Origin of the sequence: Pseudomonas sp. M2(2023) (assembly GCF_030263955.1) — a bacterium.
In the GTDB taxonomy this organism is placed as follows: Bacteria; Pseudomonadota; Gammaproteobacteria; order Pseudomonadales; family Pseudomonadaceae; genus Aquipseudomonas; species Aquipseudomonas asiatica.
Map to the genome: position 1 here is coordinate 4,744,485 of NZ_CP127114.1, position 25,850 is coordinate 4,770,334.

Below are 25,850 nucleotides of genomic sequence, written 5' to 3' on the forward strand. Positions count from 1 at the left end.
TGCTTTGGTCTAGAGCCTCTGCGGCCAGATTGCGGTACCTGATGTACATACCACTCTAACTATAGTCAGGATGTCACCTGAGGACCTATGCGAGGATCTAACCCATGAGCGACCACGACGAACGCCGCCGTTTTCAGCGCATCGATTTCGACGCCCCCACCGAGCTGCGCCAGGGCCTGCGACGCTGGCCTGCGAAGCTGCTGGACCTTTCACTCAAGGGTTTGCTGATCGAACGACCGGCCAATTGGGATGTCGACCTGACCCAGGACTTCGATGCCATCATTCACCTGGGCCCCGATGCACGCGTGCAGATGCAGGTTGAACTGCGTCATGAGGAACCAGACCGCCTGGGTTTCATCTGCTTGTACATCGACCTCGATTCGATGAGCCATCTGCACCGTCTTGTGGAATTGAACGTGGCCGACAGCACCGAAATGATGCGTGAGCTGCGCGAACTGATCGAATAATGAAATCTCTTAGCTAGCTAATCGCTTCCCCACCTTTTGTTTCCTGTCTACCCAGACAGCTTTAAGCCTGGGTAGCAGCGTTTTGTACACACCCCTCTAGCACAGCCTCTGACAAGTTGGTACGCCTTCTGCATTGAGTTCCCGCACACCTTGCGGGCGCTCTTGTGCGCGCTCCGATCAAAATATTGTATACAATTCTTGTGGCAATCATTTGTAGGAAGTGTCTACAGTAGCACCACAACAATAAACAGAGAGCCTGCTCCATGACTACGTCCCCTAGCACGTCTCCCGCCAAGCGCCCCGAGGATGAAAACCTCGGCCTTGGTGCCAACCTGGCCTATGGTCTGCAGCATGTGCTGACCATGTACGGGGGGATCGTCGCGGTACCCCTGATCCTGGGGCAGGCCGCGGGCCTGAACGGTGCCGAAATCGGCATGCTGATCGCCGCTTCGTTGTTTGCCGGTGGCCTGGCCACCCTGCTGCAAACCCTCGGTCTGCCGTTCTTCGGCTGCCAGTTGCCGCTGGTGCAGGGCGTTTCGTTCGCCGGTGTGGCAACCATGGGTGCAATCCTCAGCAGCGAGGGCGGCGGTGGCCTGCCGGGCGTGCTCGGTGCGGTCATGGCAGCATCGCTGATCGGCTTTCTGATCACCCCGGTGTTCTCGCGCATCACCAAGTTCTTCCCGCCGCTGGTGACCGGCATCGTCATCACCACCATCGGCCTGACCCTGATGCCCGTGGCCGCTCGCTGGGTGATGGGTGGCAACAGCGCCTCACCGGAATTCGGCAGCGTGGCCAACATCGGCCTGGCGGCCCTGACCTTCGCCATCGTGCTGCTGCTGAGCAAGCTGGGCAGCGCGGCGATTTCACGCCTGTCGATCCTGCTGGCCATGGTGGTCGGCACCCTGATCGCCTGGGCGCTGGGCATGGCCGACTTCAGCAAGGTCACAGAGGGCCCGATGTTCGCCTTCCCCACGCCGTTCCATTTCGGCATGCCGGAATTCCACATCGCCGCGATCCTGTCGATGTGCATCGTGATCATGGTGACCTTGGTGGAAACCTCGGCCGATATCCTCGCCGTGGGTGAGATCATCGACACCAAGGTCGACTCCAAACGCCTGGGCAATGGCCTGCGCGCCGACATGGCATCGAGCATCCTGGCGCCAATCTTCGGCTCGTTCACCCAGAGCGCGTTCGCCCAGAACGTCGGCCTGGTAGCCGTGACCGGGGTCAAGAGCCGCTACGTGGTGGCCACCGGTGGCTTGATCCTGGTGGTGCTCGGCCTGCTGCCGATCATGGGCCGGGTGATTGCCGCAGTCCCTACTCCGGTACTGGGTGGCGCGGGCATCGTGCTGTTCGGCACCGTGGCTGCCAGCGGTATCCGCACCCTGTCCAAGGTCAGCTACAAGAACAACGTCAACCTGATCATCGTCGCTGCCTCGCTGGGCTTCGGCATGATCCCGATTGCCGCACCGACCTTCTACCACCACTTCCCGAACTGGTTCGAGACCATCTTCCACTCGGGCATCAGCTCGGCGGCGATCATGGCCATCCTGCTGAACCTGATCTTCAACCACTTCACCGCCGGCAACTCGGACCAGCAGTCGGTGTTTGCCGCCGCGTACGAGCGCACCATCCAGTACTCGGACATTTCAGCGCTGCGTGATGGCGACTACTTCAAGGATGGCAAGCTGTTCGATGCCGAGGGTAATGAGGTGCCGATGCTGGAACTGGACGAGCATGGCAATGAAACGGTCAGGCGCAGTGCGGTTGCCGAGCATTGACCGCTGACTGAGCGGTGAGGTGGGGGGCCGATGCGCATCGTCGGCCCCTTTTTCGTTTTGCCTGTGCCGGCCCTTTCGCGGGTAAACCCGCTCCCACAGGGTTTGCGCAATCCTGAAGCTGATGCGGTACCTGTGGGAGCGGGTTTACCCGCGAAGAGGCCAGTACGGGCCACGAATTATTCGAACAACGCATCCAAAGCCTGCTCCAGCCGGGTAACGGCAATCACCTGCAACCCGGCCGGAGCCTCTTTCGGCGCATTGCCCTTGGGCACGATGGCCCGCTTGAAACCATGCTTGGCGGCCTCCTTCAAACGCTCCTGACCACTGGGCACCGGCCGTACCTCGCCAGACAGGCCGATCTCGCCAAACACCAGCAGGCCATGGGCCAGGGGCCGGTTGCGCAGGCTGGACATCACCGCCGCCAGCAACGCCAGGTCCGAGGCGGTTTCCAGCACCTTCACCCCACCCACCACGTTGAGGAACACGTCCTGGTCATGGGTGGGAATACCGCCGTGGCGGTGCAGCACTGCCAGCAACATGGCCAGGCGATTCTGGTCAAGGCCCAAGGTCACCCGGCGCGGGTTGGCAAGGTGGCTGTCGTCGACCAGCGCCTGCACCTCCACCAGCATCGGCCGGGTGCCTTCCCAGGTGGCCATCACCACGCTGCCCGGTACTTCCTCCTGGGTGCGGTTGAGGAAGATCGCCGAGGGGTTGGACACCTCCTTCAGGCCCCGGTCGGTCATGCCGAACACACCCAGCTCGTTGACCGCGCCAAAGCGGTTCTTGACTGCCCGCAGCAGGCGCAGGCGGCCATCGGACTCACCTTCGAAATACAGCACGGTATCGACCATGTGCTCGAGTACCCGCGGGCCGGCGAGCGAGCCTTCCTTGGTCACGTGGCCGACCAGGAAGATCGCCGTGCCGCTCTGCTTGGCGTAGCGCACCAGCAACGCCGTACTTTCGCGCACCTGGGCCACACCGCCGGGTGCCGATTGCAGCTGCTCGGTGAAAATGGTCTGGATCGAGTCGATCACCATGACCCGCGGTTTTTCGACGCGGGCCGTGGCGATGATGGTCTCGATGCAGGTTTCGGTCATCACCTTGAGCTGGTCCTGGGGCAGGCCCAGGCGCCGGGAGCGCATGGCCACCTGCTGCTGCGACTCCTCGCCGGTGACATACAGCGCCGGCATGCCCACGGCAATGTTGCACAAGGTCTGCAGCAGGATGGTCGATTTACCGATGCCGGGGTCACCACCGATCAACACCACCGAGCCATCCACCAGGCCACCGCCCAACACGCGGTCCAGTTCGGTGCTGCTGGTGGTGAAGCGCGGGATCTCCTCGACGCTGACTTCGGCCAGGGTCTTGATCTGCGCCTGCTGCCCGGTCCAGCCAGCACGGCCGCTACTGGGCGCAGCGGCACCGCCGCTTTCGATCATGGTCTCGACCAGGGTGTTCCAGGCCCCGCATTCGCCACACTGGCCGGCCCATTTGGGGAAGGTCGCACCGCACTCGGTGCAGCCATACAAGCGCTTGGCCTTGGCCATTGGCTGGGGTCTCCTGGAAAAAACCGCCATGATAGCCGAGCTGGACGTGTCTCGAACGCCTCGGGATGCGACAAAACTATTCGTTCTAACAGCGGTCTGTGGCCCTGAACACAACGCATGAAGCGTTTAAGTGGCTTACACTGCGTAAACCTCACCTTTTGTTACAAGGAACCAAACATGGGCATGATCAGTGAGTTCAAGGCCTTCGCGGTCAAAGGCAATGTCGTCGACATGGCGGTTGGTATCATCATCGGCGCGGCCTTCGGCAAGATCGTCTCGTCTTTCGTCGGTGACGTGGTCATGCCGCCACTGGGCCTGTTGATCGGTGGTGTGGACTTCAGCGACCTGGCAATTACCCTGAAGGCTGCCGAAGGTGACGTTCCGGCGGTGGTGCTGGCGTATGGCAAGTTCATCCAGACTGTGATCGACTTCGTCATCGTGGCCTTTGCCATCTTCATGGGGGTCAAGGCGATCAACCAGCTCAAGCGTGAAGAGGCCGTGGCGCCGACTGCACCGCCTGTGCCGACTGCAGAAGAGACCTTGCTGACCGAGATTCGCGACCTGCTCAAGGCGCAGAACCAGAACCGCTTGCCTTGAATTTGCGGGGGGCCGCTTTGCGGCCCCATTAGCCTTACCAGTAATTCTCTACCGCCACCTGCCCCGGCCGCTTGCTCAGGCTCAATTGCAGGTCGCGCGCCTTCAGTACCTTGCGCGTCTCATCAATCATCTCCGGGTTGCCACACAGCATCACCCGCGAATGTTCCGGCGACAGTTCCAGCCCCGCCGCCTTCTCCAGCTCGCCATTCTCGATCAGCGTGGTAATCCGCTGGTTCAACGCCCCTGGGTGCTGTTCACGGGTCACCACCGGAATGAACTGCAACTTGCCGGCGAATTCAGCCAGGTAATCGCGCTGCTCCAGCCCGGCAATGTCGTCCACATAGGCCAGCTCTTTCGCTTCGCGCACCGAGTACACAAGCTTGATGTTGTCGAAACGCTCCCAGGCCTCGAAGTCCTGCAGGATCGACATGAACGGCGCAATGCCAGTACCGGTTGCGAGCAACCACAGGTCACGGCCACCAACGAAGCGGTCGAGGGTAAGGAAGCCGAAGGCCTGGCGATCGATCAGCAGGGTATCGCCTGCCCCCAGCCGGCTCAGTTCGCTGGTGAACTCCCCGCCTGGCACCACGATGGAGAAAAAATCGAGGTGCTCGTCATGGGGCGCGCTGACCATGGAATAGGCGCGCCACACCACACTGCCATCGGCCTTGGTCACGCCAAGGCGGGCAAACTGGCCGGAACGGAAGCGGAACCCCGCATCGCGCGTAACCCGCAGGCTGAAGAGGTTCGGCGTGAGTGGCTGAACATCGAGCAGGGTCTGGCGGGTGAACTTTTCGGCGCTAGCGGTCATATCGGGCTCCAGGTTTGGCGTGCGCACAGTGTCGCGCAAAGTGACGCGGATAAAAACCACTGCTTTGTAGGGCCTCGTCTGCGACGATCCTGTCTTACTCGCAGCAAATCCTGACTGCTATAACAAAAAATTCTCAGCGAATCGGTAGGTCCTTTCCTACAATCATGCGGGTACCCAAACGGACTGGTTCCTGAGGCAAGGAGTATTTCAGATGCTTAACTGGAAACCCGAGCATCTTCATTTGTTCGTCGACGAACGCTGCCCACAGAAGTTGTTCGACATCGCCGTGCATCTGGCGCAGGACCTGGGCATGGAGTACCTGGGACTGAACATTCGCATCCAGATCGCGACGCAAACCCCCCACCTGTTCCTGTACAGCAATTACCCCCGCGAATGGATCGAGCGCTACCAGCGCGATGAGTTCTACAAGCAGGACGCGGCCGCCAATGTGAGCCACAGCTCGACCATGCCGGTGCTGTGGACTGATGACCTGTATCACGAGGCTCCGCAGTTTCGTGAAGCGGCCTGCCGGAGCGGTCTGCGCTATGGTTGGACACAGTCATTGCACGACCAGCGGCACAACGAAAGCCAGATCAGTGTGGCCAGGCCCGCCGGGGCCATCGATACAGTCGAACTCTACAGCAAGGCCGGCAATGTGCAGTGGCTGTGCCATACGCTGCATGCGGTGCTTGGCGAACATCACCTCAAAGCACTGTGCCCGCCACAACCGAAAATGAGCGAGCGGGAGCTGGAAGTGCTGAAATGGTCCGCCGCCGGCAAGACCGCCGCAGACGTTGCCTGCATCCTTTCACTGTCGCAAAGCACGGTGAACTTCCATATTCGTAGCGTTATCACCAAGACCAACGCCGCCAACAAGGCCGGCGCCATCGCCATCGCCGCCCTGCGTGGCTGGCTCTGAGCTCGAAACCTGCGACCTTGGGCAAAGCCCTGTAGAATCGCCCGGCAAAGCCCGGGGCGAACCGCAACGGGCAGTTTCATACCCGAGCCAGACGCCATGCCCCTGTTGACCACCCCATACGCCGAACTCGACCTGATCCGCCAGCCGGAACAGGCCAACGACCCGCTGCAGGCTTTCGATGCCGCCGACGAGTACCTGCTTGCGCAGCTGCACGAGCAGGCACCCGAGGCCAACTGCCGGGTGCTGGTGCTCAATGACAGCTTCGGCGCCCTGGCCGCCAGCCTGGCAGGCAAGCTGCAGGTGGTCAGCAGTGGCGATTCGCACCTGGCGCACCTGGCCCTGGAAAAGAACCTGGCACGCAATGGCCTGCCGTTCGACAGCGTGCCGTTCGTGCCGGCCAGCGAACATTGGCAAGGCCCGTTCGACCGGGTACTGGTGCGCGTGCCCAAGACCCTGGCCCTGCTCGAAGAACAGCTGATCCGCCTGCAGGGCCACCTGGCACCCGGTGCGCAGGTGATTGCCGGGGCGATGATAAAGCACCTGCCACGGGCGGCCGGAGACCTGATGGAGAAGTACATCGGCCCGGTGCAGGCCTCGCTGGCGCAGAAAAAGGCCCGCTTGCTGACCGCGACGGTGGCCGAACGGCCGGTCGCCCGCTCGCCCTACCCTAGCCGCTACCGCCTCGACGCGCCGGCGCTGGAACTGCTCAACCACGCCAACGTGTTCTGCCGGGAGGGGCTGGATATCGGCACGCGGGCGTTCCTGCCGCACCTGCCCCGCGAACTGGGCCGCGCGCGAGTGGCGGACCTGGGCTGCGGCAACGGCGTGCTGGCGATAGCCAGTGCCCTGGCAAACCCGGATGCCCAATACACCCTGGTCGACGAGTCGTACATGGCGGTGCAATCGGCGCGGGAGAACTGGCAGGCAGCGCTGGGCGAGCGCCCGGCTGTGTTCGAGGCAGCCGATGGGTTGGCGGGGGTAGAGAAGCAGTCGCTGGACGTGGTGCTGTGCAACCCGCCGTTCCACCAGCAGCAGGTGGTGGGCGATTTCCTCGCCTGGCGCATGTTCCAGCAGGCGCGTGAAGCGTTGGTGGTGGGTGGGGCGCTGTATATCGTGGGTAACCGGCACCTGGGCTATCACAGCAAGCTGGCGCGGTTGTTCCGGGGGGTGGAGCAAGTGGCGGCAACGCCCAAGTTCGTTATCCTGAAGGCCCGCAAGTAAGCCTGTACCGGCCCTTTCGCCGGCAAGCCAGCTCCCACAGGTACTCCACTGCATTCAGGGCAGTGACTTACCTGTAGGAGCTGGCTTGCCGGCGATAGGGCCAGAACAGGCTTACCTCAATGGGTGGTCAGCCCCGCAGCCCCCATGAACAGGCGCATCACGTAGGCCGCCACGCCCAGGGCCGCCACGCTCATCGCCCAGATCAGCAGCAGCCAGCCCAACCGCTGCCACAGGGGTTTCTTCTCCTCCAAGCCAGGCTTGCCGGTCATCATGCAGCCCTCCTAGTGATAGCCGTCTTCATGGGTCACCTTGCCGCGGAACACGTAGTAGCTCCAGAAGGTATACATGAGGATGAACGGCAGGATGAACAGTGTGCCCACCAGCATGAAGCCCTGGCTCTGCGGTGGCGCCGCGGCATCCCAGATCGAGATCGACGGCGGGATGATGTTCGGCCACAGGCTGATGCCCAGGCCGCTGTAGCCGAGGAAGATCAGCACCAACGTCAGCAGGAACGGCGTGTAGTGCGCATTGCGCGCCACCGCCTTGAGCAACCCGTAGAAGGTTACCAGCACCAGGATCGGCACCGGCATGAACCAGACCAGGTTAGGCATGCTGAACCAGCGCTCGGCAATCTGCGGGTAGGCGATCGGTGTCCACAGGCTGACGATGCCGATCACCACCAGCAGCACCAGCGCCAGCGGCCGGGCAATGTCGTGCATCTTCTGCTGCAGCGACCCTTCGGTCTTCATGATCAGCCAGGTGCAGCCCAGCAGGGTGTAGGCAACGATCAGCCCCAGGCCGCAGAACAGGCTGAACGGGGTCAGCCAGTCAAGGGTGCCACCGGCGAAATGCCGGTCGACCACCTTGAAGCCTTCGAGGAACGCACCCAGCGCCACGCCCTGGAAGAAGGTGGCGATCAACGAGCCCCAGATGAACGCCTTGTCCCAGATGTGGCGCTTGTCGGCCTTGGCCTTGAAGCGGAACTCGAAGGCCACGCCGCGGAAGATCAGACCGATCAGCATCAGGATCAATGGCAGGTACAGGGCCTCCAGCACTACCGAGTAAGCCATCGGGAACGCCCCGAACAGCCCGGCACCGCCCAGCACCAGCCAGGTCTCGTTACCATCCCAAACGGGGGCGACGGTGTTCATCATCACATCACGGTCATGCTCGCCCTTGACGAACGGGAAGAGCATGCCGATCCCCAGGTCGAAACCATCCATCACCACGTACATCATGACGCCGAAGATGATGATCACGGCCCAGATCAGCGGAAGGTCGATACCCATGGCTCAGTTCCCCTTGCTCAGGCTGGCGGAGTTGGCCTCTCGGCCATCATCGGCGGCGGACAGCGGTCGCGCCGGCGTGCGTTTGGTGCCAGGGCCACCAGGGTTGTGCTCGTCACCCTCACCGGTCCGCGGCCCTTTGCGCACCAGGCGCATCATGTAGCCAAGACCGGTACCGAACAGGGCGAAGTACACCACCACGAAGGCCACCAAGGTGAAGCCGAGCTGGGCGTAACTGTGGTTGGACACACCGTCTGCCGTGCGCATCAGGCCATACACCACCCAGGGCTGGCGGCCGATTTCGGTGGTGAACCAGCCGGCCAGCAGCGCGATCAGCCCGGAAGGGCCCATCCACAGGGCCAGGTACAGGAACGGCCGCGAGGTGTAGAGCGTGCCGCGCTTGCGCAGCCAGAGGCTCCACAGGCCGACGAAGATCATCAGGAAACCCAGCCCGACCATGATCCGGAACGACCAGAAGACGATGGTCGAGTTGGGCCGGTCTTCGGGGGGAAACTCCTTCATCGCCGGCACCTGCTTGTCCAGGCTGTGGGTCAGGATCAGGCTGCCGAGTGCCGGGATCTCGAGCTTGAAGCGGGTGGTTTCGGCCTGCATGTCGGGGATGCCGAACAAGATCAGCGGGGTCGGCTCGCCGGGCACGTTCTCCCAGTGGCCTTCGATCGCGGCAATTTTCACCGGCTGGTGCTTGAGGGTGTTCAGGCCATGGAAGTCACCAATCACCGCCTGGATCGGGGCGACGATCAGCGCCATCCACATGGCCATCGACAGCATCTTGCGCACGGCCGGGTTGTCACGCCCGCGCAGCAGGTGCCAGGCCGCCGAGGCACCAACGAAGAACGCGGTGGAAACGAATGCGGCAGTGGCCATGTGCATCAGGCGGTAGGGGAACGAGGGGTTGAATACCACTGCCAGCCAGTCCACCGGCACAACCCGGCCGTCGATGATCTCGTGACCTTGCGGGGTCTGCATCCAACTGTTGGAGGCGAGGATCCAGAAGGTCGAGACCAAGGTGCCGAGCGCCACCATCACCGTGGAGAAGAAGTGCAGGCCACGGCCGACACGGTTCCAGCCAAACAGCATGACCCCCAGGAAGCCAGCCTCCAGGAAGAACGCGGTCAATACCTCGTAGGTGAGCAGCGGGCCGGTGATAGCGCCGGCGAAGTCTGAGAAACGACTCCAGTTGGTACCGAACTGGTAGGCCATGACCAGGCCGGAGACCACCCCCATGCCGAAGTTGACGGCGAAGATTTTCGACCAGAAGTGATAGAGGTCACGGTAGACCTGGTTGTTGGTCCGCAGCCAGAGGCCTTCGAGGACTGCCAGGTAGCTCGCCAGGCCAATGGTGATGGCCGGGAACAGGATATGGAACGACACGGTAAAGGCAAACTGCATTCGGGCGAGCTCTAAGGCCTCTATTCCGAACATGGTGCTTCCTCTTCAGATAATCCGGCGTCCGGGCCGCTGGCCCCGTCGCCCACTGCCCCCACGGTAGTCGAGTGCGGCGCGTTGGAATTGTTCTGTTCGATCGCAGGGATTTCGGCCCAAGGGCCCGATCGTTACATCTGGAACGATTGACCCAGATCAACGATTGCTAGGAAGCATAGTCCTGAATGGCCCGCCGGGCCGTGTGGTTGATTGCCGCGTGACCGGTTGCCCCACCCCCTTCCACGCCGAATGAAAAAGTGCCGACCCCAGCAAACAGTAACCGTTTGTTACAAACAGATGATACGCTGCGCCCCCCTCTACTGCGCCGAGGCCCCTGGTTTCCGATGTCCGATTCCGAACCGCAGTTGTTGCGTCACCACCGCCCTTTCCTGGCCTTCTGGCTGGCCCGCGTGTTCACCGCCAGCGGCTTCCAGATGCTCACCGTGGCAATCGGCTGGCACCTCTACCAGCTGACCGGCAATGTGCTGGACCTGGGCCTGGTCGGCCTGGTCGAATTCGCCCCACGGGTGCTGTTCATGCTGCATACCGGGCATGTCGCCGACCGCTATGACCGGCGCAAGGTCGCTGCGCTGTGCCAGAGCCTGCAGGGACTGATAGCCCTGGCATTGGCGCTTGGCAGTGCCACCGACAACGTCACCCGCGAGCTGATCTTCGCCCTCGCCTTCCTGCTCGGTGCCACGCGTTCATTCGAAATGCCGGCGACCCAGGCGCTGCTGCCCAACGTGGTACCGGCCGGGCTGTTCCCACGCGCGGTGGCAGCTTCGGCCTCGGCCACCCAGTCGGCAACCATCGTGGCTCCGGCGGTGGGCGGCTTCCTGTATGCCTTCGGCAGCATCTGGGTATACGGCCCCACCGTGGCCCTTTACGCCATCGCCTGCGTGCTGACCCTGAGCCTGCAGGCACGCGGCCAGGTGGCACAGCGCGGGCGCGCCAGCATCGAATCGCTGCTGGCCGGCATCCGCTTCATTCGCAGCCGGCCGGACATCCTCGGCGCCATCTCGCTGGACCTGTTCGCCGTACTGCTGGGCGGGGCCACCGCACTGCTGCCGGTGTTCGCCAAGGACATCCTGCTGACCGGCCCGCTGGGCCTCGGCCTGCTGCGCTCTGCGCCAGCGGTGGGGGCGTTGCTGATGTCGCTGTGGCTGGCGCGCTTCCCGTTCGAGCGCAATGTGGGGCGGACCATGTTCACGGCAGTGGGCGTGTTCGGCGTGGCGACCATTGCCTTCGGCCTGTCGACCTCGTTCTGGTTCTCGCTGGCAGTGCTGGTGGTGCTGGGCGCGGCGGACATGATCAGCATGGTCATCCGCGGCGCTTTCGTGCAGTTGGAGACGCCGGATGAAATGCGCGGGCGGGTGAGTGCGGTGAACGGTCTGTTCATTGGTGCCTCGAATCAGCTCGGCGAGTTCGAATCGGGGGTGACCGCGCACTGGTTTGGCACAGTGCCGGCTGTGGTGCTGGGTGGGGTGGGTACGTTGGTGGTGACCGGGGTGTGGATAAAGCTGTTCCCGACACTGGCCAAGCGGGACCGGTTGCATAATGGTTGATCTGTAGCCTGTACCGGCCCTTTCGCGGGCAAACCCGCTCCCACAAGGACCGCGCCGCCTTCAGCCCTGGTGGAGTACCTGTGGGAGCGGGTTCACCCGCGAAGAGGCCGGCACAGGGAAAAAATGACCATTCCCCAACGGCCATAGGCCCCCGCCAAGCATGCTGGTATGATGCGCGGCTTTTTTCCGCCCCACACAAAACCACGGCAACCGGTACGGTCTGTGCTTTGCTGATGGGGTCGATATATTCATGGCGCCGGGGGCGCCTTGGGGAGCGGGCATGCTGGAAAGGCTGTTTCAACTAAAAGCACACAACACCAATGTGCGCACCGAGATTCTCGCGGGCGTCACCACCTTCCTGGCCATGGCCTACATCCTGTTCGTCAACCCGAGCATCCTCGGCGAGACCGGCATGGACAAAGGTGCGGTATTCGTCGCCACCTGCCTGGCCGCGGCCATCGGCTCGGTGACCATGGGCCTGATCGCCAACTACCCGATCGCCCTGGCGCCAGGTATGGGCCTGAACGCGTTCTTCACCTACACCGTGGTCCTGCACATGGGCCACACCTGGCAGGTGGCACTGGGTGCGGTGTTCCTGTCGGCGGTGATGTTCTTCCTGCTGTCGATCTTCCGCATCCGCGAATGGATCGTGAACAGCATCCCGCTGCCGCTGCGTTCGGCCATTGCCGCGGGTATCGGCCTGTTCCTGGCGCTGATCGCCCTGCATAACGCAGGCATCGTCGTCGATAACCCGGCCACCCTGGTGGGCCTGGGCGACCTCAAGCAGCCGGCACCGATCCTCGCCACCCTGGGCTTCTTCCTGATCGTCGGCCTTGAGTCGCTGAAAGTGCGCGGTGCCGTGCTGATTGGCATTCTCGCCGTAACAATCGCCTCGATCCTGATGGGCGTGACGCCCTTCGGCGGCGTGGTCTCCATGCCGCCTTCGTTGGCGCCGACCTTCCTGCAACTGGACATCGCCGGCGCGCTGGACGTGGGCCTGGTCAGCGTGATCTTCGCCTTCCTGTTCGTCGACCTGTTCGACAACTCCGGCACCCTGATCGGTGTGGCCAAGCGCGCCGGGCTGATGGGCAAGGACGGCCACATGCCGAAAATGGGCCGTGCCCTGATCGCCGACAGTACCGCCGCCATGGCCGGTTCCCTGCTGGGCACCTCGACCACTACCAGCTACATCGAATCCGCCGCGGGCGTGAGCGCCGGTGGCCGCACCGGCCTGACCGCCATCGTGGTCGCCGTGCTGTTCCTGCTGGCGCTGTTCTTCGCCCCGCTGGCCGGTAGCGTGCCGGCCTTCGCCACCGCCCCGGCGCTGCTGTTCGTCGCGGTGCTGATGGCCTCGGGCCTGGCAGAAATAAACTGGGACGACGTCACCGAAGCCGCACCGGTGGTGGTGACCGCCCTGGCCATGCCGCTGACCTACTCGATCGCCAACGGCATCGCCTTCGGCTTCATTTCCTGGACCGCCGTCAAGCTGATCTCCGGCCGCCACCGCGACCTGAACCCGGCCCTGGTGATCCTTTCCATCCTGTTCGTCATCAAGCTGGGCTGGTTCAACGCATGAGTGCTGCTTTCGACCCCTCCTCCTACACCACCCAGCTGGACGCCAAGGTGGCCCGGCTGCGCGAGCTGCTGGCGCCGTTCGGCGCGCCGGAGCCGGCTGTTTTCGACTCGCCGCGCGAGCATTACCGCTTGCGCGCCGAATTCCGCCTGTGGCGCGAGGATGGCCAGCGCCACTACGCCATGTTCGCCCCGGGCGAGAAGCACAAGGCGATCCTGATCGAGGACTTCCCTATCGCCAGCCAGCGCATCAATGCACTGATGCCGCGCCTGAAGGCGGCCTGGCAGGCCAGCGAGGAGCTGGGCAACCGCCTGTTCCAGATGGAGTTCCTCACCACCCTGGCTGGCGATGCCATGGTCACCCTGTGCTACCACCGCCCGCTGGACGAGGCATGGGAAACGGCCGCACGGCAGCTGGCCGAAGAGCTGGGCGTCAGCATTATCGGCCGCTCCAAGGGCAAACGCCTGGTCATCGGCCGAGACTACGCGGTGGAAAAACTCGAAGTCGCTGGCCGTGTGTTCAGCTACCGCCAGCCGGAAGGCGCGTTCACCCAGCCCAACGGCGCGGTGAACCAGAAGATGCTGAGCTGGGCCTTCGAGGCTATCGGCGAGCGCGACGATGACCTGCTGGAGCTGTACTGCGGCAACGGCAACTTCACCCTGCCGCTGGCCACCCGCGTGCGCCAGGTGCTGGCCACGGAAATCAGCAAGACCTCGGTCAATGCCGCGCTGAGCAACCTTGACGAGAACGCTGTGGATAACGTGCGGCTGGTGCGCCTGTCGGCAGAAGAGCTGACCCAGGCGCTGAATGAGGTGCGGCCGTTCCGCCGGCTGGAAGGCATCGACCTCAAGAGCTACGAGTTCGGTACGGTGTTCGTCGACCCGCCACGGGCGGGGATGGATCCGGACACCTGCGAGCTGACCCGGCGTTTCGAGCGGATCCTGTACATCTCGTGCAACCCGGAGACGCTGGCGGCGAACATTGCCCAGCTGCAGGATACGCACCGCATCGAGCGGTGTGCGTTGTTTGACCAGTTCCCGTATACCCACCATATGGAGAGTGGGGTTTTGCTGGTTCGGCGCTGACGGTTGAAAGTGACTGGGGCCGCTCTGCGGCCCTTTCGCGACACAAGGCCGCTCCCACAAAGACCTGCGTACGCCGATCAATGTGGGAGCGGCCTTGCGTCGCGATGGGCTGCAAAGCAGCCCCCAGACTCGACTCAGAAGTCGAAGAACACCGTCTCCCCTTCCCCCTGAATACGGATATCGAAGCGATACGCCGTCTTCCCGTCCACCTCGCAACGCTTGGCCACCAGGGTCTCGCGCCGCTGCGGCTGCTCGATCAGGTTGAGCACCGGGCACTTGGCATTAGCCTCGGCCTCGTCATCGAAATACAGCCGCGTGTGCAGGTGGATGTTGATCCCCCGGGCAAACAGGCTGATGTTGATGTGCGGCGCCATCGGCACGCCCGCAGCGTTGTTCACCGCACCCGGCTTGACCGTGTGCAGGGTCCACTCACCGGCATCGAAAGTGGTGGCGGTGCGACCAAAGCTGTTGAAGGCGTTTTCCAGGTTGTAGGCATCCTGGTACTCACCGTTGGCATCGGCTTGCCACACTTCCAGGAACGAATCGCGCACCAGGTGGCCGTTACCGTCATACACCTGGCCGATCAGCAGGATGTGCTCGCCCGGCGCGTCCGGCTTGGCCAGGCGGTTCCAGATTTCCTGGTCGCGGGTCGGGTTGCCGGCCGCTTCCAGGGCCAGGCCGATGTGTACGTAGGGGCCGGCAGTCTGCGAAGGGGTTTCCGGCAGCAGTTCGATTGGCATGGCGGGGTCCTCAGCAGTTTTCGAAGTGGGTCTTGCGCTGGCCGCGCAGCACGATGTCGAAGCGGTAGGCCAGGCAGTCCATCGGGTTGGCGTTGCTCATGTCGAGCTTGGCGATCAACTGCTGCACGGCTTGCGGGTTGGCGATCGACTTGACGATCGGGCACATCGGGATCAGCGGGTCACCCTCGAAGTACAGCTGGGTAATCAGCTTGGTGGCGATCGACGGGCCGCTGATGGCGAAGTGGATGTGCGCCGGGCGCCAGTCGTTCGGGCCGTTGCGCCATGGGTACGGGCCCGGCTTGATGGTGCGGAAGCTGTAGTAGCCATCACGGTCGGTCAGGCAGCGGCCGACGCCACCGAAGTTCGGGTCCAGCGGCGCCAGGTAGCGGTCGTTCTTGTGACGGTAGCGGCCGCCGGCGTTGGCTTGCCACATTTCCACCAGGGTGTTCGGCACAGGCTTGCCGTACTGGTCGACGATACGGCCGGCAACGATGATGCGCTCGCCGATCGGCAAGCCGCCGTTGTTGAAGTTCAGCAGCAGGTCATGGTCATGGGCGCCGAAGCCCAGGTGGGAAAAGTCCGGGCCGGTGGTTTCGCTGATCGACTGCGGGATGCTGACCAGTGCCTGGCGTGGCGAACGGGCAATGGACGTCTTGTAGTCAGGCGTAAGAGCTTTCGGGTGCCAGTTGCGATCACGGATCACGAAGCGGCTGTTGTCCTGGGCGGGCATGCCGGTTTCCTCTCTTGGAATTATGGAAATGCGCGGGGGGATTATTTGAACCCCTGTCGCGGGCAAGCCCGCTCCCACATGCAGTTTCAGGCAGGTAGCGCGCAATGAATATTGAAATCAGCCACATCAAACATAACCATTTGGTTATGCATAAGCACCTTGGCCTGACACTCGCCGCTGTCGTGGACTAATCTTTGTCTTCTTGTTTCACGCTTCGGAGAGCATTCATGGATTGGCGAAAAGGCCGACGCAGCGACAATGTGGTCGATGCCCGAGGCGAAGGTGGTGGCGGCGGCATGCGTTTCGGCGGCGGCAAGGGGCTCGGGCTTGGTGCGGTGCTGCTGATTGTCGGTATCGGCTGGCTCACCGGCCAGGACCCATTGCAGATTCTTGGTCAGCTCGCCGGCCAGATGGAGCAGCAACAGCAGGCACCCAGCAGCGCGGGCGGCAAGGCGCCGCCGGCCAACGACCAGCAGGCCGAGTTCGTCGCCTCGATCCTGGGCGACACCGAAGACACCTGGAAAGCCCTGTTCGCCGAGGGCGGCAAGCAGTACCGCGACCCCAAGCTGGTGCTGTTCAGCGGCCAGGTCAATTCGGCCTGTGGCTTTGCCTCGGCGGCGGTGGGGCCGTTCTACTGCCCGGCAGACCAACGGGTCTACCTGGACATGTCGTTCTTCCGCGAAATGGAAACCCGCTTCGCCGCCGCCGGCGACTTTGCCCAGGCCTACGTGATCGCCCACGAAATCGGCCATCACGTGCAGACCCTGCTGGGCGTGTCGGCCAAGGTCGATGCCGCGCGCCGCAGCGGCCAGCGCATGGAAGGCGACAATGGCCTGCTGGTGCGTCAGGAACTGCAGGCCGACTGCCTGGCCGGTGTATGGGCCTACCAGGCGCAGAAGCGCCTGAACTGGCTGGAGCCGGGCGATGTCGAAGAGGCCCTGAACGCGGCCAATGCCATTGGCGATGACCGCTTGCAGCAGCAAGGCCGCGGGCGCGTGGTACCAGACTCGTTCACCCACGGCACCTCAGCGCAACGGGTGCGCTGGTTCAAGACCGGGTTTGCCGAGGGTGAGGTGAACCGCTGCGATACCTTCAGCGCGCGCAACCTTTGAATAGCTTCCAAAACCCACGCGATCCCTGTAGGAGCGGCTTTAGCCGCGAACACCGGCAAAGCCGGTGCCATCCACCGCGAAGGGCTGCAAGGCAGCCCCAATCAAACCAGTTACAAATCTGCTGAAAAAGCGTTTCAGCTTCCTCCATCACTGCCGATAACCCCTGCACGAATCAGCGGGCATCCAGAACAACAACGCCTGGCGATCGAAGATCAAGCGAGCGAAAACAACTTCTGGAGAGCGTGCATGAACAGCTGGTTCGCCAACATCAGCGTCAACCTCAAACTCGGCCTGGGCTTCGGCCTGGTACTGATCCTCACCGGCCTGCTGGCCCTGACCGGCTGGACCAGCCTGGGCAGCCTGATTGACCGCAGCAACTGGATGGGCGATATCGGCCAGCTCAACAAGGACCTGACCGACCTGCGCATTGCACGCCTGCAGTACATGATCGCCAACGGTGACGATGCTGCCGCCGCCAACACCCAGACCAAGCTTGACGCCTTCAGCAAGCAACAGGCCTACCTGGCCAGCACCTTCAAGAGCCCGGAAAACATCAAGCTGCTAGGTGAACTGGGCGAGACCATCAGCGCCTACAAGGTGTCGCTGAACAAGATGCGCCAGGGCTACGATGCCACCCGCACCGCGCGCACGGCCATGGACGGCTCGGCCAGCCGTGCCGACCAGGCCATGGACGCCCTCAGCCAGGAAGTCATGGCACGCCCCGAAGCCGACAGCGTGCGCCTGGCCCAGTACCAGCTGATCAGCAAGGCCCGCCAGCAACTGCTGCAGGTGCGCATCGACGTACGCGGCTACATTGCCGAAAACAGCGCTGCCAACGAGCAGGCAGCCCTGCGCCAGCTGGACACCGCCCTGGCCGAAATCGACAACCTCAAGCGCCAGCTGCCGGCCGAAGACACGCGCCTGCGACAGTTCGAAGGCTCGGTGCTGGCCTACCGTGAAGCCGTACGTCAATTCCGCGATGCGGTCGCCAACATCACCACTGCGCGCGCCGAGATGACCGTTCAGGGTGCCGACATCGTCAAGCGCAGCGACGCTCTGTACCAGATCCAGCTGCAGCGCCGCGACATGGAAAGTACCCAGGCCCGCAGCCTGCAGGCCATCGCCACGCTGCTGGCGCTGTTGGTCGGCGTGCTGGCGGCAGTGCTGATCACCCGGCAGATCACCCGCCCACTGCGCGACACCATGGTGGCAGTTGAAAAGATCGCCAGCGGCGACCTCACCCAGCACCTGCGCGTCACCCGCCGCGACGAACTGGGCGTGCTGCAACAAGGCATCGCCCGCATGGGCACCACTTTGCGCGAGCTGATCAGCGGCATCCGCGATGGCGTCACCCAGATCGCCAGCGCTGCCGAGGAATTGTCGGCAGTGACCGAGCAGACCAGCGCCGGCGCCAACAGCCAGAAGGTCGAGACCGACCAGGTGGCCACCGCAATGCACGAAATGGCCGCTACCGTTCAGGAAGTGGCACGCAATGCCGAGCAGGCCTCGCATGCTGCCACCGGTGCCGATGACGAAGCCCGTGCCGGCGACCGCGTGGTAGGCGAAGCAATTGGCCAGATCGAACGCCTGGCCGAAGAAATGCACCGTTCCACAGAAGCCATGAACCTGTTGCAGCAGGAAAGCCAGAAGATCGGCAGCGTGATGGACGTGATCAAGTCGGTGGCCGAACAGACCAACCTGCTGGCGCTGAACGCAGCGATCGAGGCGGCGCGTGCCGGCGAGGCTGGCCGTGGTTTTGCCGTGGTTGCCGATGAAGTGCGCGGCCTGGCCCAACGCACGCAGAAATCCACCGAAGAGATCGAAGAACTGATCGCAAGCCTGCAGCATGGTACCCAGCAAGTGGCTACGGCCATGCACGGCAGCCGTACCCTGACCGATAGCAGCGTCGAGCTGGCGCGTAAGGCCGGGGCTTCGCTGGAGAGCATCACCAGTACCGTGTCGAGCATCCAGTCGATGAACCAGCAGATTGCCGCGGCGGCGGAACAGCAGAGTGCGGTGGCGGAGGAGATCAGCCGCAGCATCCTGAATGTACGCGATGTGTCGGAGCAGACGGCGGCGGCCAGTGACGAGACGGCGGCGTCCAGCGTGGAGTTGGCGCGGTTGGGTGGGCAGTTGCAGACGTTGGTCAGCCAGTTCCGCGTCTGATCCTGGAATTTTGGGGCCGCTTTGCGGCCCTATCGCGACACAAGGCCGCTCCCACATTGATCGGCGTACGCAGGTCTTTGTGGGAGCGGCCTTGTGTCGCGATAGAAGGGCAAAGCCCTCCCAGCATTCTGGCAGGTATTACTTGACGATCATGCCTACCCCGCGCCCACGCGGATCCGAAGCGGTCTCCAGCTTCGTCCCATCAACCCGGATCGCCTGGATATCCCCCATCTCCCAGCCCTGGTCCTCCAGCACATAGCCCATCTTCTTCAGTTCATCAGCCACCGGCCCGGTAAGCGGTGCATAGCTGTCGAAGTAGATGGTGTCCTTGGGCAGCAACTGATGGTGCACGCGCTGCGCCGCCACCGCCTTGTCCAGCGGCATGCCGTAGTCGTACAGGTTGTTCATCACCTGGAAGATCGAGGTGAAGATCCGCGAGCCACCCGGGGTGCCGATGACCAGCTCGACCTTGCCATCGCGGGTCATCAGGCTGGGGCTCATGGACGACAGCATGCGCTTGCCCGGGGCGATGGCATTGGCATCGCCACCTACCACACCAAAGGCATTCGCCGCCCCCGGCTTGGCGCTGAAATCGTCCATCTCGTCGTTGAGCAGGAAGCCGGCGCCTTTCACCACCACACCACTGCCGTAGTCGAGGTTGAGGGTGTAGGTGTTGCTGACCGCATTGCCCTGCTTGTCGACGATCGAGAAGTGCGTGGTCTGGTGCGGTTCCAGGCCCGGCTTGACCTTGTCGGTATCGGAAATGGCCTTCGGGTTGACCTGCGCGGCGCGCTTGGCCAGGTAGTCCTTGGCCACCAGCTGATCCACCGGCACTTTGGTGAAGGCCGGGTCGCCAAGGTAGTCGGCGCGGTCGGCGAACACGCGCTTCTCGATCTCGGCCAACAGGTGTATGTACTGCGCCGAGTTGTGCGCCACCCCCTTGAAGTCCGCCGCCCGGTTTTCCTTGATACCCAGCAGCTGGGCCAGGGCGACACCACCGGAGCTTGGCGGTGGCGCGGTATACACCACGTTGCCACGCCAGCTCACGGCCATCGGCTCACGCCATACGGCCTTGTAGTCCTTGAGGTCCTGCTTGGTGATCAGGCCCTTGTCGGCCTGCATCTGCGCCACCAGCAGGTCGGCGGTCTTGCCCTGATAGAACTCGCTCACGCCCTTGTCGGCGATGCGTTCCAGGGTCTGGGCCATTTCCGGTTGCTTGAAAAGCTCGCCGACCTTCATGTTGCCGAAGTAGTCGTTGAAATTGGTCGCGGTCTTGAACATGCCCTGGGCGTCGTTGCGGTACTGGTACTGCTTGGCCGCAACCTTGAAGCCGTTTTTCGCATAGCCGATGGCCGGGGTCAGCAGTTCGCTCCAGGGCAGCTTGCCGAACTTCTGATGCGCCTCCCACAACCCCATCACCGTGCCCGGAACGCCAGCAGCACGTGCCCCGACCAGGCTGAGGTTTTCGATGACCTCACCCTTTTCGTCCAGGTACATGTTGCGCGTGGCGGCCTTGGGCGCGACTTCGCGGTAATCGAGGAAGTAGGGTTTGCCGTCTACGAACAGGGTCATGAACCCGCCACCGCCGATGTTGCCAGCCTCGGGATAAGTCACCGCCAGGGTGAAAGCCGTGGCCACTGCCGCATCCACCGCGTTGCCGCCTTTCTTGAGGATATCGGCGGCCACCTGTGCACCATATTGATCGGGCGCGGCCACTGCGCCGCCCTCAAGATTGGCGGCATGGACCGAGGAACAGCTCAGGATCGCGGCTGCGAGAGCCAGGTACTGGAACGGAGCAATACGCATGACACTTCCTTGGTGTTGTTTTTGTTGAGCAGTCAGTAAGGCCGAAGCGCTTCGACTGTGCAATAAACCGCAGGAAGTTTCGCCGCCCGTGGACAGGACCTGTCGCGTTCAGGCAACTCAGCTGGCGTACATCGCCAACTTGCGCTGGATGAAATCGAGGAAGCACTGGATACGCAGCGCCAGCTGGGTGTTGCGGTAGTACACCGCATGGATCGGCTGGCGATAGCCGTTGTTGGCTTCGCTCAGCAGCACTTGCAGGCGCCCGGCGCGGATGTCCTCGTGGGTCATGAAGTGCGAAAGGCTGACGATGCCCTCGCCGGCCAGCGCCAATTGGCGCAGGGTCTCGCCGCTGGAGGCGATCAGCGCCGGGCGGATGCTCCAGCGGTCACCCTGGGCATGGCGCAGTGGCCAGTGGTTGAGCGATTCGGGCTGGCTGAAGCCAAGCAGGCAGTGGTTGGCCAGGTCCTCAACCCGCTGCGGCGTGCCGTGTTGCTCGAGGTAGGCCGGGCTGGCCAGCACCTGTACCGGGCTGCATCCCAGGCTGCGCGCGTGCAGGCTGGAGTCGGCGAGTTCACCGATGCGGATTGCCACATCGGTGCTCTGCTCCAGCAGGTCGATGATCAGGTCGTCGGTATTGAGTTCCAGTTCGATGCCAGGGAATTGGCGGCGGAACTCACCGATCCACGGCAGGATGGCATGCAGCATGAACGGCGCGGCGGCGTTGATGCGCAGGCGCCCGGTGGGGGTCTGGCGGTTCATCGACAGGCGCTCTTCCATCTCGTCCATCTGTTCCAGGATCAACCGCGCGCGCTCGAGGAAGAAGCGGCCCTCCTCGGTCAGGTCCATGCGTCGGGTAGTGCGGTTGACCAGCGTGGTACCCAGCTTGCCTTCAAGGCGCGACAGGGTACGGCTGACGGCAGACGGAGTCTGGCCCATCTGCTCGGCAGCAGCGGAAATCGAGCCGCAGTCGATGACGGTGACAAATACCTGGAGTTCTTCGGATCGGGTTTTCACATCTGCGCCTGTGATTGGTCTCTGCAGGGATAGATAGCCGCTTGTCGAGGCCAAGTCCAGCGGTGCCTGTGTTGGCCTCTTCGCGGGTAAACCCGCTCCCACAAGTGCTGCACGGTTGTCAAAGACTGTGGGGTACCTGTGGGAGCGGGTTTACCCGCGAAGAGGCCAGCACAGGAAAAACCTTACTGTGCCTTGCCAAATACCTTGTCCAGATGCGCCTCATAGGCCGCCAAAGCAGCCGGCACATCCGGCCGCTTCATCACATCCACCGCCAGGAAAGTCGGCAACCCGGTCATGCCGAGGAACTGGTTGGCCTTGTGGAATGGGAAGTACACCGCGTCCACCCCCTTGCCCTCGAAGAAATCGCTAGGGTCGTCGAATGCCTGCAGCGGTGCATTCCAGGTCAGCGAAAGCATGTACTGCTTGCCGTGCACCAGGCCACCACTGCCGTACTTCTGCGAGTGGTCCGAACGGGTACGGCCGTCGTTGGCATACAAACTACCGTGGCCGGCGGTGAACACCTCGTCGATGTACTTTTTAACGGTCCATGGCGCGCCCATCCACCAGCCGGGCATCTGGTAGATGACCACATCGGCCCAGAGGAACTTCTCCACCTCTTCCTGGGCATCATAGCCACCGTCGATGAAGGTCTGGCGTACATCGAAACCGGCCCGGTCCAGGTGAGCGATGGCCGCTTCGTGCAAGGTCGTGTTCAGACGACCGTCGGAGTGGGCGAACTGTTTACCACCGTTGAGCAAAAGGATCTTCTTCATGCGGGCCTCGCGGAAAAAAAATTCAGGCCGGCAGGTTAGGGGCTCGCGGGCGCGGGATACAGTAATGCAGCGGCAAAATACAATTGACCTGAAGTCACGAATCAATAATGCATTATTGCTTTAGAATCGCATCACCTCCCATCACCGAGTAGCGACCCATGAGTGAGCAGTACGCCTTCATCCTCAAAGCCAAGACCCGCCCGGAAATGGCTGAAGCGTTCGAAACCCTATTCCGCGCTTACGTCGAGCCAAGCCGCCAGGAGCCGGGCTGCATCGAGTACCACATGCTGCGCGACAAGCAGGACCCGAGCCTGTTCGTGTTCTTCGAGGTCTGGGCCGACAAGGCCGCGCTGGATGTGCATTCGGCACTGCCGCACATGACCGCGTTCTTCGAAAAACGCATGGACTACCTGGAACGCGATTTTGACATCCAGATGATCGACATGCTCAGCGCATCAAGCGCTAACCGCTGATCAGCAAATGGCCGCCGAGCGCGGCCAGGCCGATGAAGAAGCACCGTTTGAACAGCGGCGTACTGATGCGCTGCCGCAGCCACTGGCCGGCCAGCATGCCGACGAAGGCCGGCGCCAGCATCAGCAGCGAAGCACCCAGCGCCTGGCCACCCAGGGCATGCTGCCCGGCCAGGCCAACGGCCAGGGCCAGGGTCGAAACCGTGAACGAAAGGCCCAGGGCCTGGACCATCTGATCCCGATTCAAACCCAGGCTCTGCAGGTAGGGTACAGCCGGTATCACGAACACCCCGGTCGCCGCCGTGACCACGCCCGTGACCAGCCCGCAAAGCGGCGCCAGCCAAAGCTCCCGCCCCGGTGCCAGGCGCAGGCCCGGACCGACCAGCCCGTACAGCGCATACACCATCAAGGCCGCGCCCAGTGCATGTGCGGCCCAAGGGCCGCTGTTGATCCCCAGCCAGGCGCTGCCCAGCAAGGTACCGACGAAGATCATCGCCAGCATCGGCCACAGGCGTGCCAGCAACCTCCGCAGGTGCCCCCCACTGGCCAGCTGCCAGAGGTTGGTGAGGGTCGAAGGCACAATCAGCAATGCCGCAGCCTGCGCCGGTGACATAGCCAGGCCCAGCAGGCCCATGGCGATTGTCGGCAAGCCGAGGCCGATCACCCCCTTCACCGCGCCGGCCAGCAGGAAAGTCAGTACCACCAGCAGCGACAGCGCTGGGCCAATGTTCTGGTAGAAAGCGAGCAAGGTATTCATGGGCCGATGATGGCGTGCGTCGGCCGGGCTGAAAATCTGCCATATACTCAGCCAGACTCTTGCCAGGACAGAGCCACATGCATTTCGACCTGATCGACCTCAGGCTGTTCCAGCACACCCTGGAGTGCGGCAACATCACCGCCGGTGCCAGCCGCAGCCATCTTTCGCTGGCAGCAGCCAGTGCGCGGATCCGCGCCATGGAGGCTTCGCTGGGCATCCCTTTGCTGGAACGCAACCGCCGTGGCGTGCAAGCAACTCTGGCCGGCCAGGCACTGCTGCAGCATGCCCGGCTGATATCGCAGCAGGTCGAGCGCCTGCAGTTCGACCTGGGCCAGTACGTTCAAGGGCAGCAGGGCCAGGTGCGCCTGCTGTGCAACACGGCTGCACTCACGGAATACCTGCCGGAGCTGCTGGCCGGCTACCTGGCTGAAAACCCAGGCGTCAGTGTGGATGTGCAGGAGTTGCCGAGCCTGCGCATCGTGCAGTCGATTACCCAGGGCATGGCGGACCTGGGCATAGTTTCAACCGCCGCCCCCAGCGAGCACCTGCAGACCCGGCCGTTTCGCGAAGACCCACTGGTGCTTGTAACGCCGCAGCGCCATCCACTGGCCAGCGAGGAAGCGCCGAGCTTCATCGATAGCCTGGCCCATGGCTATGTCGGCCTGGGTGTCGGCAGTGCACTGGCGTTGTACCTGGAAGAGCAGGCACTGCGCGAGGGCCGGCGCATGCGGGTTCGGGTGCGTGCCGAAGGGTTCGATGGCGTGATCCGCATGGTTGCGGGCGGAGCCGGAGTAGGGATTGTGCCGCTGGCTGCGGTGAAGCGCTGGCAAGGGGTATTGCCGTTGCACTGGGTGGCGATGACGGAACCATGGGCCAAACGCCGGTTGCTGGTGTGTGCACGCGATTTTGCGGCATTGCCGGGGTATGCCGCAGGGTTGGTAACCACCCTCACCCGCTGACGAAGTGGATGGCACGGGCTTCGCCCGTGTTCGCGGGTGAACCCGCTCCCACAGGATATGTGGTAGCTCTCGGATGGACGCTATACCTGTGGGAGCGGGCGAGCCCGCGAAGCAGGCACCGCGATTGATGGCACGGGCTTCGCCCGTGTTCGCGGGTGAACCTGCTCCCACAGGATGTGTGGTATCTCTCGGCTGGACACTATACCTGTGGGAGCGGGCGAGCCCGCGAAGCAGGCACCGCGATTGATGGCACGGGCTTCGCCCGTGTTTGCGGGTGAACCTGCTCCCACAGGATGTGTGGTATCTCTCGGCTGGACACTATACCTGTGGGAGCGGGTTTACCCGCAAAGAAGGCTCACACACAATGGCGCCATAACGCCCCACCGAAAAGGACTTTCCAGTGGCATCGATCTACCAGCTCAAACCGCACTTCCAGGCCATGCTCCGCCCTGCTGTCCAGCGCCTCCATGACCGCGGTGTCACCGCCAACCAGGTCACTGTCGCCGCCGCCCTGCTGTCAATCCTGCTGGGCCTGCTGCTGGCTGCCCTGCCCCATCTCACCTGGCTGTTCATCCTGGAGCCAGTCTGGATGCTGCTGCGCATGGCACTGAACGCTGTCGACGGCATGCTCGCCCGCGAGTTCGGCCAGCAATCCACCCTCGGTGCCTACCTCAACGAACTGTGCGACGTGATCGCCGATGCCGCGCTGTACCTGCCCTTCGCCCTGCTGGCCGGTGTATCGCCAACCTTGGTCGTGCTCGTGGTGCTCAGCGCCACCTTCAGCGAATACGCCGGTGTCATGGGCCCACTGGCCGGTGCTTCACGGCGCTACGATGGCCCAATGGGCAAGAGCGACCGGGCCTTTGCCTTCGGTGTGCTGGGTACCGGTGTCGCTCTAGGCCTGCTGAATGGCACCTGGCTCAACGGCTTGTTGCTGGTCATCCTCGCACTCTCGCTCTATACCCTCTACAACCGGGTTCGCCAGGGGCTGGCCGAAACCCGCTGAGCCCACTGCCGTCGCAAAAGGA

General features: G+C 63.1%; 24 protein-coding genes and 1 pseudogene. 14 read left to right on the forward strand and 11 right to left on the reverse strand.

What is annotated here, in order from left to right:
- The first annotated feature begins 104 nt into the window (after window positions 1-104).
- Window positions 105-467, forward strand: coding sequence for a PilZ domain-containing protein (locus QN085_RS21840; RefSeq protein WP_013974212.1), 363 nt, complete (start codon window positions 105-107; stop codon window positions 465-467).
- A 263-nt stretch (window positions 468-730) separates the two neighbouring features.
- Window positions 731-2,248 carry a nucleobase:cation symporter-2 family protein gene (locus QN085_RS21845; protein WP_013974213.1) on the forward strand — a complete coding sequence of 506 codons (1,518 nt, stop codon included), beginning with the start codon at window positions 731-733 and terminating at the stop codon, window positions 2,246-2,248.
- A 176-nt stretch (window positions 2,249-2,424) separates the two neighbouring features.
- Here the strand turns inward: QN085_RS21845 and radA are convergent, their stop codons facing one another.
- Window positions 2,425-3,795 carry a DNA repair protein RadA gene (gene radA, locus QN085_RS21850; RefSeq protein WP_003251626.1) on the reverse strand — a complete coding sequence of 457 codons (1,371 nt, stop codon included), beginning with the start codon at window positions 3,793-3,795 and terminating at the stop codon, window positions 2,425-2,427.
- Between the two features lie 177 nt (window positions 3,796-3,972).
- On the opposite strand from radA, the gene mscL reads away from it, so the two are divergent.
- Window positions 3,973-4,392, forward strand: coding sequence for a large-conductance mechanosensitive channel protein MscL (gene mscL / locus QN085_RS21855; RefSeq protein ID WP_013974214.1), 420 nt, complete (start codon window positions 3,973-3,975; stop codon window positions 4,390-4,392).
- Window positions 4,393-4,426: 34 nt separating this feature from the next.
- Here the strand turns inward: mscL and QN085_RS21860 are convergent, their stop codons facing one another.
- Entirely contained in the window at window positions 4,427-5,203 is a 777-nt protein-coding gene (locus QN085_RS21860) for a ferredoxin--NADP reductase (protein ID WP_023661108.1), read from the reverse strand.
- A 211-nt stretch (window positions 5,204-5,414) separates the two neighbouring features.
- Here QN085_RS21860 and QN085_RS21865 point away from each other — a divergent pair, with 211 nt between their 5' ends.
- Together QN085_RS21865 and QN085_RS21870 are read left to right on the forward strand one after the other, a co-directional pair.
- A complete protein-coding gene (locus tag QN085_RS21865; RefSeq protein WP_013974216.1) occupies window positions 5,415-6,122 on the forward strand; it encodes an autoinducer binding domain-containing protein in 708 nt (235 codons plus the stop codon).
- Window positions 6,123-6,218: 96 nt separating this feature from the next.
- The gene (locus tag QN085_RS21870; RefSeq protein WP_013974217.1) at window positions 6,219-7,343 is read left to right on the forward strand and encodes a methyltransferase; all 1,125 of its coding nucleotides are present in this window, start codon (window positions 6,219-6,221) and stop codon (window positions 7,341-7,343) included.
- A 116-nt stretch (window positions 7,344-7,459) separates the two neighbouring features.
- Here QN085_RS21870 and QN085_RS21875 read toward each other — a convergent pair whose 3' ends face one another.
- Genes QN085_RS21875 through QN085_RS21885 form a run of 3 tightly spaced genes read right to left on the reverse strand, consistent with a single transcriptional unit; the run spans window position 7,460 to window position 10,072 of the window.
- Window positions 7,460-7,615: a DUF2474 domain-containing protein gene (locus QN085_RS21875; protein WP_013974218.1), complete on the reverse strand. Its 156-nt coding sequence runs from the start codon at window positions 7,613-7,615 to the stop codon at window positions 7,460-7,462.
- A 9-nt stretch (window positions 7,616-7,624) separates the two neighbouring features.
- Window positions 7,625-8,632, reverse strand: a complete 1,008-nt coding sequence (gene cydB, locus QN085_RS21880) for a cytochrome d ubiquinol oxidase subunit II (RefSeq protein WP_013974219.1) — start codon at window positions 8,630-8,632, stop codon at window positions 7,625-7,627.
- Window positions 8,633-8,635: 3 nt separating this feature from the next.
- Window positions 8,636-10,072: a cytochrome ubiquinol oxidase subunit I gene (locus tag QN085_RS21885; RefSeq protein WP_023662143.1), complete on the reverse strand. Its 1,437-nt coding sequence runs from the start codon at window positions 10,070-10,072 to the stop codon at window positions 8,636-8,638.
- 344 nt (window positions 10,073-10,416) lie between these two features.
- On the opposite strand from QN085_RS21885, the gene QN085_RS21890 reads away from it, so the two are divergent.
- From QN085_RS21890 to trmA, 3 genes are all read left to right on the forward strand, one after another.
- Window positions 10,417-11,637, forward strand: coding sequence for an MFS transporter (locus QN085_RS21890; RefSeq protein ID WP_013974221.1), 1,221 nt, complete (start codon window positions 10,417-10,419; stop codon window positions 11,635-11,637).
- 280 nt (window positions 11,638-11,917) lie between these two features.
- Window positions 11,918-13,213, forward strand: coding sequence for an NCS2 family permease (locus QN085_RS21895; protein ID WP_013974222.1), 1,296 nt, complete (start codon window positions 11,918-11,920; stop codon window positions 13,211-13,213).
- Complete coding sequence (gene trmA, locus QN085_RS21900) at window positions 13,210-14,295, forward strand: tRNA (uridine(54)-C5)-methyltransferase TrmA (RefSeq protein WP_023660841.1); 1,086 nt, start codon at window positions 13,210-13,212, stop codon at window positions 14,293-14,295. The genes QN085_RS21895 and trmA overlap by 4 nt, the downstream gene beginning before the upstream one ends.
- 134 nt (window positions 14,296-14,429) lie before the next feature.
- Here the strand turns inward: trmA and pcaG are convergent, their stop codons facing one another.
- A complete protein-coding gene (gene pcaG, locus QN085_RS21905; RefSeq protein ID WP_013974224.1) occupies window positions 14,430-15,035 on the reverse strand; it encodes a protocatechuate 3,4-dioxygenase subunit alpha in 606 nt (201 codons plus the stop codon).
- Between the two features lie 10 nt (window positions 15,036-15,045).
- Window positions 15,046-15,765 carry a protocatechuate 3,4-dioxygenase subunit beta gene (pcaH, locus tag QN085_RS21910; RefSeq protein ID WP_024087742.1) on the reverse strand — a complete coding sequence of 240 codons (720 nt, stop codon included), beginning with the start codon at window positions 15,763-15,765 and terminating at the stop codon, window positions 15,046-15,048.
- A 227-nt stretch (window positions 15,766-15,992) separates the two neighbouring features.
- On the opposite strand from pcaH, the gene ypfJ reads away from it, so the two are divergent.
- The 3 genes and pseudogenes from ypfJ (at window position 15,993) to QN085_RS26060 (ending at window position 19,043) form a co-directional block, all read left to right on the forward strand.
- The gene (gene ypfJ / locus QN085_RS21915; RefSeq protein WP_013974226.1) at window positions 15,993-16,877 is read left to right on the forward strand and encodes a KPN_02809 family neutral zinc metallopeptidase; all 885 of its coding nucleotides are present in this window, start codon (window positions 15,993-15,995) and stop codon (window positions 16,875-16,877) included.
- A gap of 381 nt (window positions 16,878-17,258) precedes the next feature.
- Window positions 17,259-18,140: pseudogene (locus QN085_RS26055) on the forward strand (methyl-accepting chemotaxis protein); the annotation flags it as partial.
- A gap of 198 nt (window positions 18,141-18,338) precedes the next feature.
- Window positions 18,339-19,043: a methyl-accepting chemotaxis protein gene (locus QN085_RS26060; protein ID WP_406834074.1), complete on the forward strand. Its 705-nt coding sequence runs from the start codon at window positions 18,339-18,341 to the stop codon at window positions 19,041-19,043.
- A gap of 138 nt (window positions 19,044-19,181) precedes the next feature.
- On the opposite strand, the gene ggt is transcribed toward QN085_RS26060, so the two are convergent.
- The 3 genes from ggt to mdaB form a co-directional block, all read right to left on the reverse strand.
- Entirely contained in the window at window positions 19,182-20,849 is a 1,668-nt protein-coding gene (gene ggt, locus QN085_RS21925) for a gamma-glutamyltransferase (protein ID WP_013974228.1), read from the reverse strand.
- Between the two features lie 117 nt (window positions 20,850-20,966).
- Window positions 20,967-21,863, reverse strand: a complete 897-nt coding sequence (locus QN085_RS21930) for a LysR family transcriptional regulator (RefSeq protein WP_024087744.1) — start codon at window positions 21,861-21,863, stop codon at window positions 20,967-20,969.
- A gap of 182 nt (window positions 21,864-22,045) precedes the next feature.
- A complete protein-coding gene (gene mdaB / locus QN085_RS21935; protein ID WP_013974230.1) occupies window positions 22,046-22,636 on the reverse strand; it encodes an NADPH:quinone oxidoreductase MdaB in 591 nt (196 codons plus the stop codon).
- A 158-nt stretch (window positions 22,637-22,794) separates the two neighbouring features.
- Between mdaB and QN085_RS21940 the strand changes: the two genes are divergently transcribed.
- Window positions 22,795-23,109, forward strand: coding sequence for a putative quinol monooxygenase (locus QN085_RS21940; RefSeq protein WP_003258316.1), 315 nt, complete (start codon window positions 22,795-22,797; stop codon window positions 23,107-23,109).
- Here the strand turns inward: QN085_RS21940 and QN085_RS21945 are convergent.
- Entirely contained in the window at window positions 23,099-23,863 is a 765-nt protein-coding gene (locus QN085_RS21945) for a sulfite exporter TauE/SafE family protein (protein WP_013974231.1), read from the reverse strand. The two genes, QN085_RS21940 and QN085_RS21945, sit on opposite strands and share 11 nt — an antisense overlap.
- A gap of 77 nt (window positions 23,864-23,940) precedes the next feature.
- Between QN085_RS21945 and QN085_RS21950 the strand changes: the two genes are divergently transcribed.
- Entirely contained in the window at window positions 23,941-24,822 is an 882-nt protein-coding gene (locus tag QN085_RS21950; protein ID WP_023660844.1) for a LysR family transcriptional regulator, read from the forward strand.
- Between the two features lie 400 nt (window positions 24,823-25,222).
- Window positions 25,223-25,828 (forward strand): CDP-alcohol phosphatidyltransferase family protein, encoded by a 606-nt coding sequence (locus QN085_RS21955; RefSeq protein ID WP_023660845.1) that lies wholly within the window; start codon window positions 25,223-25,225, stop codon window positions 25,826-25,828.
- Window positions 25,829-25,850 lie beyond the last annotated feature (22 nt).

What these genes read in the sequence shown, in the direction of transcription:
- QN085_RS21840 (WP_013974212.1), top strand. Translation starts at nt 105, where the DNA reads ATGAGCGACCACGACGAACGCCGCCGTTTTCAGCGCATCGATTTCGAC.
- QN085_RS21845 (WP_013974213.1), top strand. Translation starts at nt 731, where the DNA reads ATGACTACGTCCCCTAGCACGTCTCCCGCCAAGCGCCCCGAGGATGAA.
- radA (WP_003251626.1), bottom strand. Translation starts at nt 3,795, where the DNA reads ATGGCCAAGGCCAAGCGCTTGTATGGCTGCACCGAGTGCGGTGCGACC.
- mscL (WP_013974214.1), top strand. Translation starts at nt 3,973, where the DNA reads ATGGGCATGATCAGTGAGTTCAAGGCCTTCGCGGTCAAAGGCAATGTC.
- QN085_RS21860 (WP_023661108.1), bottom strand. Translation starts at nt 5,203, where the DNA reads ATGACCGCTAGCGCCGAAAAGTTCACCCGCCAGACCCTGCTCGATGTT.
- QN085_RS21865 (WP_013974216.1), top strand. Translation starts at nt 5,415, where the DNA reads ATGCTTAACTGGAAACCCGAGCATCTTCATTTGTTCGTCGACGAACGC.
- QN085_RS21870 (WP_013974217.1), top strand. Translation starts at nt 6,219, where the DNA reads ATGCCCCTGTTGACCACCCCATACGCCGAACTCGACCTGATCCGCCAG.
- QN085_RS21875 (WP_013974218.1), bottom strand. Translation starts at nt 7,615, where the DNA reads ATGATGACCGGCAAGCCTGGCTTGGAGGAGAAGAAACCCCTGTGGCAG.
- cydB (WP_013974219.1), bottom strand. Translation starts at nt 8,632, where the DNA reads ATGGGTATCGACCTTCCGCTGATCTGGGCCGTGATCATCATCTTCGGC.
- QN085_RS21885 (WP_023662143.1), bottom strand. Translation starts at nt 10,072, where the DNA reads ATGTTCGGAATAGAGGCCTTAGAGCTCGCCCGAATGCAGTTTGCCTTT.
- QN085_RS21890 (WP_013974221.1), top strand. Translation starts at nt 10,417, where the DNA reads ATGTCCGATTCCGAACCGCAGTTGTTGCGTCACCACCGCCCTTTCCTG.
- QN085_RS21895 (WP_013974222.1), top strand. Translation starts at nt 11,918, where the DNA reads ATGCTGGAAAGGCTGTTTCAACTAAAAGCACACAACACCAATGTGCGC.
- trmA (WP_023660841.1), top strand. Translation starts at nt 13,210, where the DNA reads ATGAGTGCTGCTTTCGACCCCTCCTCCTACACCACCCAGCTGGACGCC.
- pcaG (WP_013974224.1), bottom strand. Translation starts at nt 15,035, where the DNA reads ATGCCAATCGAACTGCTGCCGGAAACCCCTTCGCAGACTGCCGGCCCC.
- pcaH (WP_024087742.1), bottom strand. Translation starts at nt 15,765, where the DNA reads ATGCCCGCCCAGGACAACAGCCGCTTCGTGATCCGTGATCGCAACTGG.
- ypfJ (WP_013974226.1), top strand. Translation starts at nt 15,993, where the DNA reads ATGGATTGGCGAAAAGGCCGACGCAGCGACAATGTGGTCGATGCCCGA.
- QN085_RS26060 (WP_406834074.1), top strand. Translation starts at nt 18,339, where the DNA reads ATGGCCGCTACCGTTCAGGAAGTGGCACGCAATGCCGAGCAGGCCTCG.
- ggt (WP_013974228.1), bottom strand. Translation starts at nt 20,849, where the DNA reads ATGCGTATTGCTCCGTTCCAGTACCTGGCTCTCGCAGCCGCGATCCTG.
- mdaB (WP_013974230.1), bottom strand. Translation starts at nt 22,636, where the DNA reads ATGAAGAAGATCCTTTTGCTCAACGGTGGTAAACAGTTCGCCCACTCC.
- QN085_RS21940 (WP_003258316.1), top strand. Translation starts at nt 22,795, where the DNA reads ATGAGTGAGCAGTACGCCTTCATCCTCAAAGCCAAGACCCGCCCGGAA.
- QN085_RS21945 (WP_013974231.1), bottom strand. Translation starts at nt 23,863, where the DNA reads ATGAATACCTTGCTCGCTTTCTACCAGAACATTGGCCCAGCGCTGTCG.
- QN085_RS21950 (WP_023660844.1), top strand. Translation starts at nt 23,941, where the DNA reads ATGCATTTCGACCTGATCGACCTCAGGCTGTTCCAGCACACCCTGGAG.